At 41.6% G+C, this 17654-nt stretch carries 18 protein-coding genes; 8 read left to right on the plus strand and 10 right to left on the minus strand.

Annotated features, from left to right (window positions below):
- Positions 1-61 precede the first annotated feature (61 nt).
- Complete coding sequence (tyrS, locus tag A7985_RS14130) at positions 62-1261, plus strand: tyrosine--tRNA ligase (protein ID WP_065791272.1); 1200 nt, start codon at positions 62-64, stop codon at positions 1259-1261.
- 35 nt (positions 1262-1296) lie between these two features.
- On the opposite strand, the gene A7985_RS14135 is transcribed toward tyrS, so the two are convergent.
- The 4 genes from A7985_RS14135 to folE2 form a co-directional block, all read right to left on the minus strand.
- Positions 1297-2241, minus strand: coding sequence for a cobalamin biosynthesis protein CobD/CbiB (locus A7985_RS14135; protein ID WP_065791124.1), 945 nt, complete (start codon positions 2239-2241; stop codon positions 1297-1299).
- The gene (gene mtnN / locus A7985_RS14140; protein ID WP_065791125.1) at positions 2242-2949 is read right to left on the minus strand and encodes a 5'-methylthioadenosine/S-adenosylhomocysteine nucleosidase; all 708 of its coding nucleotides are present in this window, start codon (positions 2947-2949) and stop codon (positions 2242-2244) included.
- Positions 2950-3090: 141 nt separating this feature from the next.
- Positions 3091-3681, minus strand: a complete 591-nt coding sequence (locus A7985_RS14145; protein WP_063377161.1) for a DUF2726 domain-containing protein — start codon at positions 3679-3681, stop codon at positions 3091-3093.
- Positions 3682-3783: 102 nt separating this feature from the next.
- Positions 3784-4704 (minus strand): GTP cyclohydrolase FolE2, encoded by a 921-nt coding sequence (gene folE2 / locus A7985_RS14150; RefSeq protein WP_065791126.1) that lies wholly within the window; start codon positions 4702-4704, stop codon positions 3784-3786.
- Positions 4705-4964: 260 nt separating this feature from the next.
- Here folE2 and arcB point away from each other — a divergent pair, with 260 nt between their 5' ends.
- Positions 4965-7292 carry an aerobic respiration two-component sensor histidine kinase ArcB gene (gene arcB, locus A7985_RS14155; protein WP_065791127.1) on the plus strand — a complete coding sequence of 776 codons (2328 nt, stop codon included), beginning with the start codon at positions 4965-4967 and terminating at the stop codon, positions 7290-7292.
- A 7-nt stretch (positions 7293-7299) separates the two neighbouring features.
- Here the strand turns inward: arcB and arcA are convergent, their stop codons facing one another.
- The 5 genes from arcA to trmB form a co-directional block, all read right to left on the minus strand.
- Positions 7300-8025: a two-component system response regulator ArcA gene (gene arcA / locus A7985_RS14160; RefSeq protein ID WP_063374692.1), complete on the minus strand. Its 726-nt coding sequence runs from the start codon at positions 8023-8025 to the stop codon at positions 7300-7302.
- Between the two features lie 107 nt (positions 8026-8132).
- The gene (locus tag A7985_RS14165) at positions 8133-8660 is read right to left on the minus strand and encodes a YfiR family protein (RefSeq protein ID WP_065791128.1); all 528 of its coding nucleotides are present in this window, start codon (positions 8658-8660) and stop codon (positions 8133-8135) included.
- Entirely contained in the window at positions 8660-10279 is a 1620-nt protein-coding gene (locus A7985_RS14170; protein ID WP_065791129.1) for a sensor histidine kinase, read from the minus strand. Before A7985_RS14170 ends, A7985_RS14165 begins: the two co-directional genes overlap by 1 nt.
- 146 nt (positions 10280-10425) lie before the next feature.
- Positions 10426-11463 carry a methyltransferase gene (locus tag A7985_RS14175; RefSeq protein WP_065791130.1) on the minus strand — a complete coding sequence of 346 codons (1038 nt, stop codon included), beginning with the start codon at positions 11461-11463 and terminating at the stop codon, positions 10426-10428.
- A gap of 80 nt (positions 11464-11543) precedes the next feature.
- Positions 11544-12269 carry a tRNA (guanosine(46)-N7)-methyltransferase TrmB gene (gene trmB / locus A7985_RS14180; RefSeq protein ID WP_065791273.1) on the minus strand — a complete coding sequence of 242 codons (726 nt, stop codon included), beginning with the start codon at positions 12267-12269 and terminating at the stop codon, positions 11544-11546.
- A 126-nt stretch (positions 12270-12395) separates the two neighbouring features.
- Between trmB and mutY the strand changes: the two genes are divergently transcribed.
- Both mutY and A7985_RS14190 read left to right on the plus strand, forming a co-directional pair.
- On the plus strand, positions 12396-13454 hold the full coding sequence (mutY, locus tag A7985_RS14185) for an A/G-specific adenine glycosylase (protein WP_065791131.1): 1059 nt from the start codon (positions 12396-12398) through the stop codon (positions 13452-13454).
- A 37-nt stretch (positions 13455-13491) separates the two neighbouring features.
- On the plus strand, positions 13492-13764 hold the full coding sequence (locus tag A7985_RS14190; RefSeq protein ID WP_046356858.1) for an oxidative damage protection protein: 273 nt from the start codon (positions 13492-13494) through the stop codon (positions 13762-13764).
- A gap of 35 nt (positions 13765-13799) precedes the next feature.
- Here A7985_RS14190 and ispB read toward each other — a convergent pair whose 3' ends face one another.
- Positions 13800-14774, minus strand: a complete 975-nt coding sequence (gene ispB, locus A7985_RS14195; RefSeq protein ID WP_065791132.1) for an octaprenyl diphosphate synthase — start codon at positions 14772-14774, stop codon at positions 13800-13802.
- Positions 14775-15155: 381 nt separating this feature from the next.
- On the opposite strand from ispB, the gene rplU reads away from it, so the two are divergent.
- The 4 genes from rplU (at position 15156) to folA (ending at position 17564) form a co-directional block, all read left to right on the plus strand.
- Complete coding sequence (gene rplU, locus A7985_RS14200; protein WP_023399739.1) at positions 15156-15467, plus strand: 50S ribosomal protein L21; 312 nt, start codon at positions 15156-15158, stop codon at positions 15465-15467.
- 19 nt (positions 15468-15486) lie between these two features.
- Positions 15487-15744, plus strand: coding sequence for a 50S ribosomal protein L27 (rpmA, locus tag A7985_RS14205; protein ID WP_023399740.1), 258 nt, complete (start codon positions 15487-15489; stop codon positions 15742-15744).
- Positions 15745-15872: 128 nt separating this feature from the next.
- The gene (cgtA, locus tag A7985_RS14210; protein ID WP_065791133.1) at positions 15873-17021 is read left to right on the plus strand and encodes an Obg family GTPase CgtA; all 1149 of its coding nucleotides are present in this window, start codon (positions 15873-15875) and stop codon (positions 17019-17021) included.
- Between the two features lie 51 nt (positions 17022-17072).
- Entirely contained in the window at positions 17073-17564 is a 492-nt protein-coding gene (gene folA, locus A7985_RS14215) for a type 3 dihydrofolate reductase (protein WP_065791134.1), read from the plus strand.
- The last annotated feature ends 90 nt before the right edge of the window (positions 17565-17654 follow it).

Consider the following 17654-nt stretch of genomic DNA (forward strand, 5'->3'; position numbering starts at 1 on the left):
ACTCCGTGAAATATAGGCTAGAATCGAGCGATAAACTGAATTTTGTGTTGGAGTAATAATGGTGGACATTGAAACTGCATTTGCTGAGATTAAGCGCGGTGCAGAAGACATATTGGTTGAAGACGAGTTAATAGAGAAATTAAAGTCAGGGAAAAAGCTGCGTATTAAGGCTGGATTTGATCCAACAGCGCCTGATTTGCATTTAGGCCACACAGTACTAATTAATAAATTAAAAACTTTCCAAGATTTAGGTCACGAGGTCATTTTCTTGATTGGTGATTTTACCGGCATGATTGGTGACCCAACTGGCAAAAATGTGACGCGTAAGCCGTTAACGCGTGAAGATGTACTCGCGAATGCGGAAACTTATAAAGAGCAAGTATTTAAAATTTTAGATCCTGAGAAAACAACCGTTGCATTCAATTCTCAATGGATGGAAAAATTAAGCAGTGCAGAGATGATTAAGCTTGCATCGCGTCAAACTGTAGCTCGTATGTTGGAGCGTGATGATTTTAAAAAGCGTTATGCCGGCGGACAAGCAATTGCCATTCATGAATTCTTATACCCATTAGTGCAGGGTTGGGACTCGGTGGCGCTGGAAGCTGACGTTGAGCTTGGCGGTACCGATCAGCGCTTTAACTTGTTAATGGGCCGTGAGTTACAAAAAGAAGAAGGACAAAAGCCTCAAACGGTGTTAATGATGCCGTTATTAGAGGGAACGGATGGTGTTCAGAAGATGTCAAAGTCACTGGGCAACTATATTGGTATCACTGATGCACCAACAGAGATGTTCGGTAAAGTGATGTCGATTTCCGATGATTTAATGTGGCGTTACTATGAACTTCTAAGTGCAAAGTCTTTGACTGACATAGAGGCGCTTAAAGAAGAAGTCGCAGGTGGCCGCAACCCTCGTGACATAAAGATTGATTTTGCTAAAGAAATGATCGCGCGTTTCCACAGCGAAGAAGACGCACAAGCCGCACATCAAGATTTCATCAAGCGTTTCCAGAAAAATGCATTACCAGACGATATTGCGGAAGTCACTATCGAGATAGAGGGAGAAACAACCTTTATCGCGAATTTATTGAAAGAAGCGGGCTTGGTAGCGAGTACATCTGAAGCGATGCGTATGATCAAACAAGGCGCAGTAAAGCTAAATGGTGAAGAGAAAGTAACTGACACTAAGCTAGAAATAGCAAAGGGCAGCACTGAAATTTACCAAGTTGGTAAGCGTAAGTTTGCTAAAGTGACAGTGAGCTAAACAAATATCTAGGTCAAGTGAGTGACTTGCTTGGCCTAGATTAGATTAATTCCAGCCCAGATTAACCCTGTCAACCCCAACCAAAACCACCGCATAGTGGCTTGTAGTTTAAGCATATGCTGAATATCTTCTGCGGTAGGCTGACGATCGCTGCCAATGCGAATATTGTCAAAACGCTGACCATGATAAAAGCGCGGTCCTGCGAGTTGCATATTTAGATTTGCCGAGAACAATGCAATGACCCACCCTGAGTGTTTATTGCTGTAGTGCTGTGCGTAATGTTTGAGGTAGTGCTGCGTTTTAGCAAAGTTTTGTGTCAGTGACATAATGAACACGAACGCACGCAGTGGCAACCATTCCAGTACATAAATGGTTCGCTGCACTGGGGTTAAAAATGGATGATTTGGACTCAACGATTGCCGCCAGCTATGATCACACAGCAGCATCAGTTTATAGGCAAGCGCTAAATAGGGTCCACCCACCATATAAAAGATAAGCACTAGATAAAATTGTCTTACCGAGTTAAGGGCCAGTGAATCTAAACAAGCTTTTATAATGCCTATTTCAGATAAAGACTGAGTATCTCTGACTACCATTGAGCTTAAAAGCTGCTTTGCAGAGCCTTTCTGACCCACGGTTATTAACTTTGCGATTCGTTTAGCACGTTTTTCAAAGTGTGTATCCAAACACAGAAAAAGGATCAATCCACCAAACCATTGCGGATAGAAAGAAATGAATGACAGGGCAAACAGCAATACTATGACCGTGGAAATAGGCAAGACAAAAGCAAGTGTGCCGGAAAGAAAATGATGACTTTTGACGCTATTTTCCCTTACTACGCGTTTTGCCAAATTGCTGGAAATAAGATTAAAAAGCGTATTTGGGTGGTAAAGGTTTGATAACCTAAAATAAAAAGCACATAGAATGGCTAAGTAAAATATCAGCAAGCCCTCTTGGGCTTGCAATATTTGTAACACCACTTACAGAGCAACCTGTTGGAGTTTTTCTAGTAGTGCCACGACTAGTTTAGATGAATTGACTGAGGCAACTTCTAAATACTCTTCAAACGATTGTGGTGATTCTTTACCTGCAATGTCAGACATTGAGCGGATCACGACAAATGGTGTTTCAAGCACATGACAAGCCTGCGCAATAGCCGCACCTTCCATTTCCACTGCTAACATATTAGGGAAATCTTGGCGTGTTTTCTCAATACGTACAGGGTCGCACATAAAAGAGTCGCCAGTACAAATTTGGCCAACCATGGTTTGAATGCCTTCAACGGCATGAATACTCTCTTTAGAGGCTTGGATCAGCGCTGGGTGTGCGGCAAATCCGGCCGGCATTTGTGGTACTTGACCAATTTCATAACCGAAAGCTGTGACATCAACATCGTGATGACGAACTTCGTCAGAAATGACAATGTCACCCACGTTTAGAGAAGGCTCAAAGCCACCTGCAGAGCCTGTGTTAATAACACAATCAGGAGCAAAATTGTCAATTAAAAGTGTTGTTGCGACTGTTGCTGCAACTTTACCAATACCTGACTGAACTAAAGTCACTTCGTGGCCACCAAGTTGACCTGTGTAGAAAGTAAAGCCACCTTTTTGTAGCGTCTGAGGAGATTGCATTGTGTCACGTAAAATCGTGACCTCTTGCTCCATCGCACCGATAATGCCAATTTTCATAATTTGTCTCTTACGGATTCATTTAATGCTCATTATATACATTCTTAATTTGAAAGCATTATTTGGAAGTGCAAAATTTAGGAGTGTAATACCGTGAGCATAGCTGCCTGACTGAGCAGGCAACTAACTTGTGGATGGGAATCAAATTTCAGCAAGCTGTGTGCTTGCAGCTTTGGCTTGAGAGGGGGACAGTACAGCTGGTTTGTAATTGCGCTTGCGTACAGGTTTTGTCTGCTCCGGCTTTTGACCAAGTTTGAACAAGATCGCAGCGCGTACCTCTGGACTTTTATAACCAGATTTAATTTTCATGCGAATATGTGGAATACCGGCCGATTCTAGCGCCCCACTGACAAACCAATCTTTTTGTGCTTTGTGCCCATTCTTGTTGGCATTGTTGACCAGATCAACAGCGGCAACAATATTCATCGTACTTTTGTCGACTAAGACATAGTCGAGTTGTTTATTTTGCGCCTTGGTGATAGCCGAGCGGCGAGCTTTTTTAGATAAACCCGGTTTACACTCGATGACGTCTACTAATTTTACTCGGCTCACTATTTTAAATTTATCGCCAACTGCGCGTTCTAAAAGCTGTAAGAATGACGCTTCTACGGTTGAGAATACAGAATCTTTGCGATTAAACGGATAGGGGTTTCCGCCCGCGTCGGTATACTTTGAAATTACAATTGAGGCAACTACTACGAGCGCTAAAATAGCTAACAGTGTAAGTTCCATAAATCACTCCACGACAACAATTTGACTTTGTATTTACTAAGCAAAGAGTGTGCCGAAAAGTGATTTTTAGATTTGCGAAGGCTGAAAACCTTCGCGAAGGGGCTAGGCTTGATAGCCTCCTTGAACACCTTTAACCGCATAAGCCACGGCATCATGAGCGTGCAGTGATTCATAGTGGTTAATTTTGACATAAAAATCAATGTAATGCTGTGTATTAAAGAGTGCTTTCAATTTTCTTGCTGCATCTTCACAGAACATCAAGTTTTGGCCATTTAATCTAGCGAACTCTTGTTCGTCTTCTCTTTTCACCGCTGTTTGCACTGGGGTTTTTAGCTCTTGTTCGACCAAATCAATGAGTCCTAGTATATCGAACTCAGTAATATCTTGTGGCAACTGGACTTTGATATTAGCGATTGAACGTTGTGAATGTGGTGTTGCAACAATGCCTTCTGTCGTGCCTAGCCAATTGATGACAGTTTCATGATCTAATTGCTGACCAGCAAACTTTTCGTCAAATGCATTTTGAATGAGTTGTCTAGCAAGGGCGGCAGAGCAAGGGCAAGTCGAAGAATAAGTTACATCCACAGCCAATTCTAATTTAATTTGATTGTCTTTTAGCGCAGCAGAAATCGTGACCGGATAATTTTTCCAACCTTGTTTTCCACTTAATAAAGAAGCGCGTCGTAGTGGCAGTTCAAAATTAAAGACAACTTTTGCCCCCTGACTTAAATCTTTGTGTGTTGTCAAAAATTGGTCAAGTAATGCTGTTAAAGTGACAGGTGTCAGAGTCTGTTCGCAAGACAACTTATCCAAAGCTAAAAATAATCGCGACATATGAATGCCTTTGGCGTCTGCTTTATCTAAGCTGACAAAAGCATCGGCTTTTGCGGTTACGGGAGTATCATTTAATCCCTTACTACCTAATTGTAAGGGCAGTTCTATGTTTCCCATTCCTACCCAGTCTAAAGTTCCTGTTTTTAGCGCATCTGCACAGTGCGCAATGTCTGGCATTGAAGTTGGCATTTAAACTCTCTTTAATCACGACCTAAAACGCTCGCATATTACACGAAAACAAGACGCTTTGCTGTTGATATTCTGATTTTGCATAAAGAAAATATAGGCTAACGTGCAATTTTTGATACATTATCACATAAACTTTATGGGTATTTATAAGCGCGTTTTTAAACGGAATTTTAGATTATTCAACAAAGTTACAGTGTTAGGTCGCTCGCATATGTGTTCAGCTAAGGTATAATAGCTGCGTTAACAAGGTGACTATTATTATGCTTGATTCTTCTTTTGGGTCCTGGGCTCGAATTCTTTCCAATTTGGTTCGTAAATACGGAGAACGTAAAGCCGGAGCGATCGCATACACGCTGGTGCTCATAGCTTCACTCGTTTTATCCTGTATGTTTTTTTACGTGGCATTAGGCTCGGTGAGCTTAGTGAATGTGCTGTCGGTCGTGGTATTTGCGGCACTGACATCGCCTTTACTTATATCTGTTGCGGTTTTTGCAATTCGACAGTTGGAAAGCTCGAAAGAATATTTAGAATCCGCCACACAACAAGAAAAACTGTTAAACCAGACCCTAAAAGATAATATCAATCGCCTAAACAACGAAATTGACGAAAGAAAAATGGCGTTACATGCCAAGCATCGCGCGATTGCAGAGCTTCGCAATGAAATCACTGAGCGCCGAAAAGCAGAGCAGGAACTCGCTCAGCAGAGTATGCTTTTGCGATCTATAGTCGACTCCTCTCCTGATTTGTTCTACTACCGTGATGAACATGGTGTGTTTGCTGGCTGTAACAAAAAGTTTGAGCAAGTAATCGGAATTGAGAGTGCTGGGTTAATAGGTAAGACGGCAGATGAAATTTTTGCAAAGCACCTAGTACCTAAAGTATTAGAGACAGATGAACAAGTTAGCGCAACACAACAAACCATTTCACTTGATGTTGAATACCCTGTGAGAGATGAGAATCGATGGTTTGAAATGCGCAAGCTGCCCTTTATTAATAATGAAGGGGAATATATTGGTCTCTTGGCTTTTGGCCGTGATATTACCAGTCGTAAAGAGGCAGAGCAGGCGCTTGAAACAGCCTACAAGGACAAGGGGAAATTTATTGCCACCTTGAGTCACGAGCTGCGCACGCCACTTAATGGTATCGTGGGTCTCACTCGGATGCTACTTGATACTGAGTTGACACAGCAGCAAAAAAGTTGGTGTAACACCGTTTTTTCAAGTGCCGAGACGCTAGGAAATATATTTAATGACATCATCGATCTCGATAAAATTGATAGAGAGCAACTAGATATTGCTACAGATAGCATCAATGTGTCTGATTTTATCAATGATGTTGTTAACTTCTCAGACTTAATTGCCGGACAAAAAGGGCTGGAGTTTAAAATAAAACGTACAGGTGTATTGGACATTTATGCTTTATTAGACCCGACTAGACTACGCCAAGTTTTGTGGAACCTAATTAATAACGCAGTGAAATTTACCCATAGAGGGAGTGTTACGTTAGAGTGCCGCCGTGAAAACAGAGAGAATGGGCCTTGGTTGACAATGAGTATCATAGATACTGGGGTTGGGATCTCCGCCGAGCAGCAAGATAAAATCTTTGATATGTATTATAAAGCGCCTGATGCTGACGGTAATAACGCGATAGGTTCTGGTATTGGGCTTGCAGTTACTAAAGCACTCGTATTGGCTATGAAAGGCAGCATTGAAGTCAGCAGCGAAGCAGGCCAGGGCAGCCGGTTTGATGTGGAAATACCGCTGGAGTTGTGCAGCGCCCCGAATCAACAAAGTTATGCGGGACGTGGACTGTATATCTTATTAGTGGAAGATGTCCCTCTCAATGCGGAAATTGCAACTAACTTGCTTGAACAACGAGGCCACGAAGTTATTTGGGCTGAAACCGGTGAAGATGCTCTGTCGTTAGTGCAAACGGAAGACGATTTAGATTTAATTTTATTGGATATGCAGCTGCCAGATCTCAATGGTGATGAAGTCGCCAGACAAATAAGAGATGACAGCCATTTTGATGGACTTCCGATCGTGGCATTGACAGCAAACGTGCGCAGTGCTGAGCAAGAGTTACAGGGTATTAGCATTCAGGGGGCACTAGCAAAACCAATCAACACAACCAAGTTAGATAAAATGTTGGCTGAGCTGTTTGGCATCGATAGTGCGAAAGAGGATGCTGACGCAGGTAAAAATGACACCATTGAAGTGCTAGAGGTTGAACGTAACCTGCTAGATATAGAAACGATTACTGACTTTGTTTCTTCAATGGGCGTGAGCACTTTCAAGCGGAGTTGTGAACTATTCGGCAAGCTCAATCCGACGTATTGTGATGAGCTGAAAGCTGCAAATAGTGCAGACGATGAACAAGAATATGGTTCGGTCGCGCACAAACTAAAAGGTGCCGCAGGCTCTGTGGGCCTAAAGTTAGTCCAACAACATGCTAAGGTAATGGAAACTCAATCTGAAGAGTCAAATAAGGAAGAGCGTGAAATGTGGATTATTGAACTTGAAGAATTAATAAGAGAAGGGCAGGTTGCCCTTCACTCATTAATTGCAAAACTCGCTGAAAACGCTTAGCGAAAGATTACTGCTGAGTATTATCGATTTTGCCGATGAAACGATAGCCTTCACCATGAATCGTGCTGATAAGTTCTGGCGTGTTGCTGTCAGTTTCAAAATGCTTACGAATACGACGAATCGTAACATCTACAGTACGGTCGTTCGCACGCAACTCACGGCCAGTCATATGCTTGATCAGCTGCTCACGGCTAAAGATACGACCTGGAGAGTCTAGCATTAGACGTAGCGCTCTGTACTCACCTTTAGGTAGGCGTTTTGACTCACCAGTTGGAGATGTCAAGCAGCGGCTATTTTCGTCTAGCTCCCAACCGTTAAATGTGATCACACCATTACTATCAATAGTTGACTCTTCTGGTGTAGAGCCTGTACGTGAAATTAAGTTACGTACACGGATAGTTAGCTCACGAGGGTTAAATGGCTTTGTGACATAGTCATCGGCACCGATCTCTAAACCCAAAATTCTATCGACATCGTTGTCACGACCCGTTAAGAAAATTAGGCCGACATTTTTTTTCTGGCGTAACTCACGAGCCAAAATTAAGCCGTTTCTACCTGGTAGGTTTATATCCATGATTACACAGTTGACATCGTCATTTGCTGTCAATTTTTCATGCATATCATCGCCATCAATGGCTTCAATTACCTTGTGACCTTCGGCTTCAAATAAACTAACGAGGTTCAGTCGAGTTACGTCTTCATCCTCAACAATTAGAATGACTGGCGTTTGCATTATTAATTAACCTTTTCGGAATGTTTTATTTACAAAAACTTCGGTGTTATATAATAAAACCGAATGTTAACGATTATAGGAGTATATTCAATTGTTAACAAGTAAAATCAGTCAGGATAGAACTTAGAAACAGCGAGCAGTCGAGAGAGCACTTTGAAATTATGTTGCGCAACTTCTTGTCTGTTAATATATAACCGAATTTTACTCCCTTCTTGAACCAAGGAAGCAATCCCACCCCCTTCCAAAAATTCGATACTTTCACCTACAGTTACCATGTTTAAAGCAATTGTATCGGTCCAAGCAGATAGTATATCATCTTCCTTTGTTTCATCAATGTATGTGATATCGCAGCGCTTAGAAAGTTCCCTTAATGGGTCGGAAATATCGATTTTTGTTACCTCGATAGGCTTGCCTCGTATTTTTAACTTGTTATTTTTATTTAAAATTGCACCGGGTCCATGATTTAAATCATAAAAGCAAAATCGGATCGCTTTTTTATTTTTTTGTTCCGGAAAATCGATCAATTTTGCCATTTGATATAAAAAAGCTGAGCGTATTTCATGGGTAGATTTTGCGTCAACTTTTAAACTACAAAAAATAAAAATAAATGCAGCTATTAGGTACATTATTTTCATTAAATTACCCCTTTTAGAGGCAAAACTATAATAAACTTTGTTCCTGTTTTATTTTCTTCAGAAAGGGTTATTGATCCCCCGAGCGCTTGAGTAATTAAGTTGTAAACTAAGTGCATACCCAATCCACTGCCGCCTTCACCTCTTTTCGTTGTTACAAACGGATCAAATATGCGCTTTTTAATGGCGGTTGATACGCCTACACCATTATCCATATAAACAACTTCAAGGGATTGATTTCTCAGCTCGACGTTGACGGAAATTTGATTATCTTTTAAATCCATAAAGCCATGGATTAAGGAATTGGATAAAAGCTGCTCAAAAACTTGCTGCAATAACCCCGCTTTGGTTCTAATTGTGAGTTGTTCAGAGCACGTTAACTGCCAAGTAACGTTTTTGAGATCCATTTCGGCACGCATGCTACTGACGATTGCACTAAAGAGCTTATTGATATTGACCTCAGAACTCACTTCGACATCTTGGCTTACTGCAACCTTCTTGAAGCTTGAGATTAATTCTGCGGCGCGATTTAGATTACGATATATCAGGTCAAGGTTCTCAATGCCGTCATGAATAAAGCGTTCAAGTTGCTTTGAGGTGAGTGTTTTTTGCTCAAATGCCGCGTTGATATCTGCTAACTTATCTCTGAGCAGAGTCGACCCCGTTACACCTAATCCAATAGGGGTATTTACTTCATGCGCAACCCCCGCAACCATCTGCCCCAAAGAAGCCATTTTTTCATTTTCGACAATTTGGTTTTGATATTGATGCATTCGCTCAAGCGTATTAAGTAGCTCTTGGTTGGCTTCCCTCAGTGCGATGGTACGTTGGTTTACTTTCTCTTCAAGATTTTGGTTGAGCTGTTTAATTTCCAGTTTATCGGCTTGGTGTCTAGCGAGCTGATTTTGGGTCCGTGCAAGCATGATATTGAGGTTATTAGCCAGCATATTCACTTCTTCAATATCACTTTTTGTCGCTCTTGCTGAGTAGTTGTGATTTTTAGAAACGTCTTGTAATAGCAGGGAGAGGGAATCAATTGGGTTAGCAATACGCTTTTGAATTGCACGTGCAACCAATAAGACGAGCAGCAATACAAACAGTGTGAGCGCGATGTCGACGAGTATTTTTTGATTAATGTATTGTGATAACCGTTCCAGCCCGCCGCGTACATAGACATAGCCTTCTACTTTGCCCTCGTATTCGACGGGAATAATGAGCTCAATGTAGTCAGCAGATATTTTAGGTACTTTGAGAGATTCTATCTCATTTACTTTTAGTGGTACTGGTGGCGTTTTGCTGGCGTTATAGCTAGTGAAAAAAACAGGTTTATTTGTGACGTCATCAATGGCGTAGATATGAATGTTTTTTACGAGATCGACTTTATTAAACGACTTAAGGCGTTTTTCTTCCGTTTTTCTATCATCAAAAATGAGCGTAATCTGAGCATTAAATGCAATGATCTCTGCGATCATTTCAAGCTTATTTACAATGAGCTTTTTTTGCTCTTTTACATCTAAATATGTAGAAATAGAGATGGAAAGAGAGAGCGACAGTGCTGTTACTAACATAACTGCACTGATTAGAACTTTTCTTATACTTGTTTTTGTTGCGTGTTTTCCCATTGTGAGCTCATAGTTGGACCTCTTAACAGCTAATCTTAGTTTAGCAGCTTAGTTAAGTAAGTTAACAAAAAAGCGGACAATAACGTAGAACAAGTTAACAGATTGATTCTTTAGTATTGCTTTAGTGCCTCTGTGAGCACATATTTTTATGTTTTGTCTGCGTGATATACGGCAAATTTTGTATTCTTAATGGTCGTGCTGTAGGTACCAAAGTATTGTTCAATAATGGGCGGATATTTTAAAAAGCTATTGGCGACGATTTGCAGACTCGCGCGCTTGTGCATTATGTGTTTCGCATTTTTTATAAATGCTTCTGAGATGCTGTAGTCCGTGCTTAAGCCTGTATGAAAGGGTGGGTTACTTATTATTGCATCATACTTCTCTGTCACCTCAGATAAGCCGTTACTCAAGATATATGTGCCTTTGTGACCGTTTAATTTTAAGGTCTGCTCTGAGGCATATAATGCAAGTGCACTGACATCAAGACAATGCATTGACAGGTTTGGTCGTTTATTGAGTATAAATGTTGCGATGATACCTGCACCGCAGCCAAAGTCTAAAGCTTGTCCGCGTTCTGGTAGGGTAATATTATTAAGCAACAGCTCAGTGCCAACATCAAGCTTACCGTGGTTGAATACGCCGGGAACGCTTACTGCATCGAATTCTTGATCTGCTGCCTTTACCCGAAATTGCTGATGGTAGTGTGTAATATCAAACTGATGCTCTGGAGATAAGTTATTAAACTCATACAAGATACAATGCTTAGCACTATCTAGTTTGAAGCTCGCTTCAGCGTAAGACTTGAGTTGCTTTTCTACCGACTTTACACCACCTTTATTTTCGCCAACGACCAATAGCCGAGTATCGCTTGACGAGATAGCGCGAATGTTTGATAGCATCATTTGCGCTTCAGGTTTTGATTTTGGATAGTAATATATAACCAAATCTAATTGCGCTAGTTCAGGTAAGCTGTGCCCTACAAAGCTAGACACTGAGTTTAGCTTCTGCGCGGCTTGATGAACGGCAAAATTGTAGCTAAAAGCATTTATATTTGCATTTGGGTTGAGTGTGGCCAATTGAGATAAAAAACCATCATCGCTGTGATTTATCACAAGGATATTCTTGCCTGTAAGTTCCTCTTCGTTACGGAGTAAAAGAAGGCTAGGGTTTGATAGTTTTTGCATATTGGGTCTCGAAATTATGAACTGGCCTGAATAAGTACTTGATTTAAATATAGAGGGGGCTACGAGCCCCCAAAAGTAGGTTACGCGTTACGCTCAAACATAAGGTCCCATACACCGTGCCCCAGTCTATGACCTCTTTGTTCAAACTTCGTTAGTGGCCTGAAGTCAGGTCTTGGCACGTAGTCACTTGTTTGCGACTGGTTCGTGTAACCTTCAGCTTGCTGCATTACTTCTAGCATATGTTCTGCGTAGTTTTCCCAGTCAGTTGCCATATGGAACACGCCACTGACTTTTAGCTTAGCGCGAATTTTTTGCGCAAACTCCGGCTGCACAATACGGCGTTTGTGATGACGTTTTTTGTGCCAAGGATCAGGGAAAAACAGCTGTAATTTACTCAAACTACCGTCTGCAATACAATCTGCTAACACCTCAACAGCATCGTGTTCGAATACTCTAAGGTTTGTGATGCCTTGTTCATCAGCTTCCATTAGGCAGGCACCGACACCCGGCCGGTGAACTTCGATACCAATAAAATTTTGTTGAGGGTTGTTCTTGGCCATTTCAACCAGTGATTTGCCCATGCCGAAGCCAATTTCTACAACTACATCATTGTCGTTGCCGAACACTTCACTGAAGTTGAGTAAGCCTTGGCTATGTTCAAGTCCAAGTGTCGGCCAACACTTTTCTAGTGCTGCTGCTTGGCCCTTAGTTAGGCGACCTTCACGTTTTACAAAGCTGCGCACTTTACGGATATATTTACCTTCTTGCTCAGCCTGCTCTAGGGCTTGTTTACTCGATTCGTTCATAGTCATCATCTGCGGTGTAAAAATTGGGCGCATATTATCCCTGTTCGCGCGGATAAGTACAAGAGCTTGACGTTTTTAAAAAGCTTCTTACACTGGCGGCTGGAAGCAAGAAGATTGAGTATGAAGATGTCCGTTGACCGTCAAGATGCAAATTGGTTTGCAACGCAAGTTGTAGATTGGTACCACGTTCATGGCAGAAAAACACTGCCGTGGCAAATAGACAAAACGCCATACAAAGTATGGGTTTCTGAAGTGATGCTTCAGCAAACACAAGTGGTGACTGTAATCCCTTATTTTGAGCGCTTTATGTCGCGATTTCCCACCGTTATTGACTTAGCCAATGCTGAGGAAGATGAGGTACTTCACCACTGGACAGGCCTTGGTTATTATGCGCGGGCGAGAAACCTGCACAAAGCGGCAAAGCTAATTCGTGATAAGTACGCAGGGGCGTTTCCTGAAACTTTTGAAGAAGTGGTAGATCTGCCTGGGGTTGGGCGTTCAACAGCTGGCGCAATTTTGTCGTTAGCACTTGGGCAGCATCATGCAATATTAGATGGCAATGTTAAGCGTGTCTTAGCGCGATTTTTCATGGTTGAAGGCTGGTATGGGGTTAAAAAAGTCGAAAACCATTTGTGGGAGCTAACCAACGCGGTGACTCCTTCTGGTAACGTGCGTGAGTTTAATCAGGCGATGATGGATTTAGGCGCCAGCCTTTGCTCGAGATCGAAGTTTCAATGTGAACCCTGTCCGTTAGTGAAAAAATGTCTTGCTCACAAAAATAACCTTGTGAAGTCATTCCCTAATCCAAAACCTAAAAAAGAAAAGCCAAAGAAAAGTGCGTATCACTTAATGATCAAAGCTAACAATAAAGTGCTTATGGAAAAGCGCCCAAGCAGCGGCATTTGGGGCGGGTTGTTTGGCTTTTTTGAGTTTACAGCGTTGGCTGAGTTAGAAGCATTTTTAGTACAGCAAGGGTTATCCACTAAAACCCGAACGTTAGAGTCATTTGTTCATATCTTTACGCACTTTGAATTAACCATTCATCCAGTTTGCTTGGATTTGGCCGAAGTTCCTGATTGTGTACATGACAATCAACTACTTTGGTATGACATTAATCAGCCACCCGAAGTTGGATTAGCTGCACCAACGAAAAAGTTAGTTAAAGTATTAAGAGCGATAGGGTAAACTTGTCCTAATAAACAGACAGAATATAGGTGAAAAAATGGCACGTACAGTTTTTTGTCAGAAGTTAAACAAAGAAGCGCCAGGATTGGACTTTCAGCTTTACCCTGGTGAAGTGGGTGAGCGCATATTCAATAATATTTCCAAAGAAGCTTGGCAGCAGTGGCAGCATAAGCAAACAATGCTCATTAATGAAAAGCACTTAAACATGATGGACCCAGATCATAGGCAGCTGCTTGAAGAGCAGATGGTCGGCTTCTTATTTGAAAATAAAGAAGTTGAAATTGAAGGCTACAGACCGCCTGAGAAATAAAAAAAGCTGCCTCGGCAGCTTTTTTCATGTATTTATTAATACTCTCTGTCCACAGATAGTTTAGCTAGGGCAATAAGCGCGGTTTTAAATTCTGATTCCGCGAGGCATTCTAGCTGAGCGATTGCTTTTTCCGACTCTCGCTGTGCTTTTTCCATGGTTTGCTTCAGTGCTTGAGTTTCCTCAAGCGTTGCTAATATGTCGGCTAAATCATCAATCCCATTGCCTGATTCAATGGCCGCTCTGATCTGGTTCACTTGCTGTTCTGTACCAGATTGCATTGCGTAAATTAGCGGGAGTGTTGGTTTTCCTTCAGCCAAGTCGTCACCAATATTTTTACCTAGTAACTCAGCATTGGCGCTGTAATCAAGCACATCATCAACTAACTGAAATGCAGTTCCTAAATGCATTCCGTATAGCTTTAAGGCTTCTTTGATATGCTCTGGTTGATTGGAAACAACAGCAGGAAGTAATGTAGCTGCCTCAAACAATTTTGCTGTTTTACTGTATATCACCTGCATATAGCTTTTTTCTGTGGTGTCAGGGTCATTACAATTCATCAATTGCAGCACTTCACCTTCAGCGATGATATTTGTTGCATCCGCCAATATTTGCATGACCTCCATATTGTTGAGGCCAACCATAAGTTGAAATGAGCGGGTGTATATAAAGTCACCAACTAGCACGCTTGCAGCGTTGCCAAACTCGGCATTCGCTGTGGGTTCTCCACGTCTTAGGTTAGATTCATCGACGACATCGTCGTGTAACAAAGTTGCCGTATGGATAAACTCAATGATGGTTGCTAGGGTAATGTGCTTATTTTGGTGCTCTGCTTCTAACGCTTTTGCAGCAAGTAAAGTTAACATTGGTCGGACACGCTTTCCGCCACTATTAACTATGTAAAGACCCAATTGGTTTACTAATGCAACATCAGATTGCATTTGCTCAAAAATAAGTTGATTCACAGAGAGCATATCCTGCTCAATCAATGATTGGATAGCCTTAATATCCATAGTATACCGTGCTAAAGCCTCAATTAGAGATAAACGCCGCAGATTGTACATTAAAATTCTGGCTTACTCGAATTTTATGCGTACAGGAGTTAAAAAAAGTCACTTTTCGATTATTTAGTATGCTATGTGAAGTAAGCTTCTAAGAAAAAAAGATTTTGTCAAGAGTCACACCAAGTTAGTTTTATGAACAAAAAACAGTTTGGTAAAACGAAGTTTTTAGCTAGAATAGGCAAAAATGAATTAATGCTCTCAAACAAGTCAATTTTTATTCATTATTTTGTCTTTAGGGTATTGCGTGTATTGCGACATTAGCGTAAACTTCGCGCCCTATTGAAGAATATTAAGTTGCGTCGATTTGAGGGCGCACAACGGAGTTAAGTTATGTACGCGGTTTTCCAAAGTGGTGGTAAACAGCACCGTGTGACTGAAGGTCAAACTATTCGTCTAGAGAAATTAGACGTTGAGACTGGTGCATCAATTGAATTTGATTCAGTACTTCTAGTTGCTGATGGTGAAAAGATCGAGATCGGTGCACCATTCGTAAATGGCGGTAAAGTGACTGCTGAGGTTGTTTCTCACGGTCGTGGCGAGAAAATTAAGATCGTTAAGTTTAGACGTCGTAAGCATTCTCGTAAGCAGATGGGCCACCGTCAGTGGTTCACTGAAGTTAAAATCACTGGCATTAGCGCTTAATTTTTAGAGGTACAGAAAGATGGCACATAAGAAGGCAGCTGGTAGTACTCGTAACGGTCGTGATTCAGAAAGTAAACGCCTAGGTGTTAAGCGTTTCGGTGGTGAATCAGTATTAGCGGGTAACATCCTTGTTCGTCAACGTGGTACTAAGTTCCACGCAGGTTCTAACGCAGGTATCGGTAAAGACCACACTATCTTTGCAAAAGCAGATGGTAAAGTTGTTTTTGAAACAAAAGGTCCTTTAAACCGCAAATACGTTAGCATCGTAGCTGAGTAATCGGTAAAGAATCTAAAAACCCCGCTTAGGCGGGGTTTTTTGTTTTTATAGCAACATAATATTGATCAGCAGCTAAGCGTATATTGCTATAATAGCTGTTGCTGTTCCAATCCTGTAAGAGAGTAACCATGAAGTTTGTCGATGAAGTAGAGATCCGAGCTGAAGCCGGAGATGGAGGAAGCGGTGTTGTTTCATTCCGTCGAGAGAAGTTTGTCCCAGATGGTGGTCCAGATGGTGGAGACGGTGGCGACGGCGGTAGCGTATTTCTAGAAGCGGATGAAAATTTAAATACTCTGATTGACTATCAATTTGAACGCTTTCATCGAGCTGAACGTGGCACCAATGGTCAGGGTAGAAACTGTACCGGTAAAAAAGGCGTCGATTTAGTGCTTAAAGTACCTGTTGGTACTCGTGTTACAGATGTTGACACACAAGAAAGCCTAGGTGATTTAACTCGCCACGGACAGAAGCTATTGGTTGCGAAAGGCGGCTACCATGGACTAGGCAATACGCGTTTCAAGTCGAGCACAAACCGAGCTCCGAGACAGAAAACCTTAGGTACGCCTGGTGAAGTGCGAAACCTAAAGTTAGAGCTTATGTTATTGGCAGACGTAGGATTACTTGGTCTTCCAAATGCTGGTAAGTCAACATTTATCCGCAGCGTTTCAGCGGCTAAGCCTAAAGTGGCTGACTATCCGTTTACAACTTTAGTACCAAATTTGGGTGTTGTTAGGCCAGAAGCAAATAAATCATTTGTTATTGCAGACATTCCAGGTCTGATTGAAGGCGCATCTGACGGTGCTGGATTAGGTATTCGTTTCTTAAAGCACTTGGAGCGTTGCCGCGTACTTTTACACGTTGTTGACGTGATGCCTATCGACGGCACCGATCCAGTGGACAATGCATTTGCAATTATTAATGAGCTGCACCAATACAGCCCAAAACTTGCGGAAAAGCCTCGCTGGCTAGTCCTCAACAAGATTGATCTACTGGCGGAAGATGAATTAGAAGAAGTGTGTGAACGTATTGCTCAAGAGCTAGATGCAGCGCAAGTTTATCGTATTTCTGCGGCGAATAAATTCAATACACAGCAACTATGCTACGATATTCAAGGCTTGTTAGATACTTTACCAAGAGACAAGTTTGACGAAGAACAGCAAGAAGAAGTTGAATTTAAGTGGGATACGTATCATCGTCAAGCAACTCAAGATAACCAGGATGACTGGGATGATTGGGATGAAGATGATTACGACGTAGAGGTAATCTACGAACGCTAATAAAGGGCCAATAGGCCCTTTTTTAATACAATATTATGATTGGAGTAAATTGTGGTTATATCAATGATAGCGGCTATGGCAAAGGATAGAGTGATTGGCGATGATAATAAAATGCCTTGGCACTTACCCGCTGACCTTCAGCACTTCAAAAAAATAACAATGGGTAAGCCGGTGATAATGGGCAGAAAGACGTTTGAGTCAATTGGTAGACCATTACCTGGAAGAAGAAATATTGTGATCACCAGAAATGCTCAGTATCAAGCTGAAGGTATCGAAGTCGCATCATCTACAGAAGCTGCATTGGCTATAGTAGATAAAATAGACGAAGTAATGGTGATAGGTGGTGGAAATATTTACGAACAGTTTCTACCCTTATGTAATAGGCTATATCTTACCTATATAGATCTCGATGTGGGTGGCGATACGCGGTTTCCTGATCACACTGTAGTGGGTGATTGGACCGAAATTGAGAGTGAATCTCATGAGCCTGACGAACGTAATCGATATAATTATAAGTTCGTAACTTTGAATAAAGGATTATGACTTTGTTGCTAACAATTGTATGGGTTGCTACAATAGTGTTTGTCCTTATGTAATAAAAAAGTGCTAGGTGAATTGGCAATGAAATTTGTA

It is taken from the genome of Pseudoalteromonas luteoviolacea, assembly GCF_001696455.1.
GTDB lineage: Bacteria > Pseudomonadota > Gammaproteobacteria > Enterobacterales > Alteromonadaceae > Pseudoalteromonas > Pseudoalteromonas luteoviolacea_C.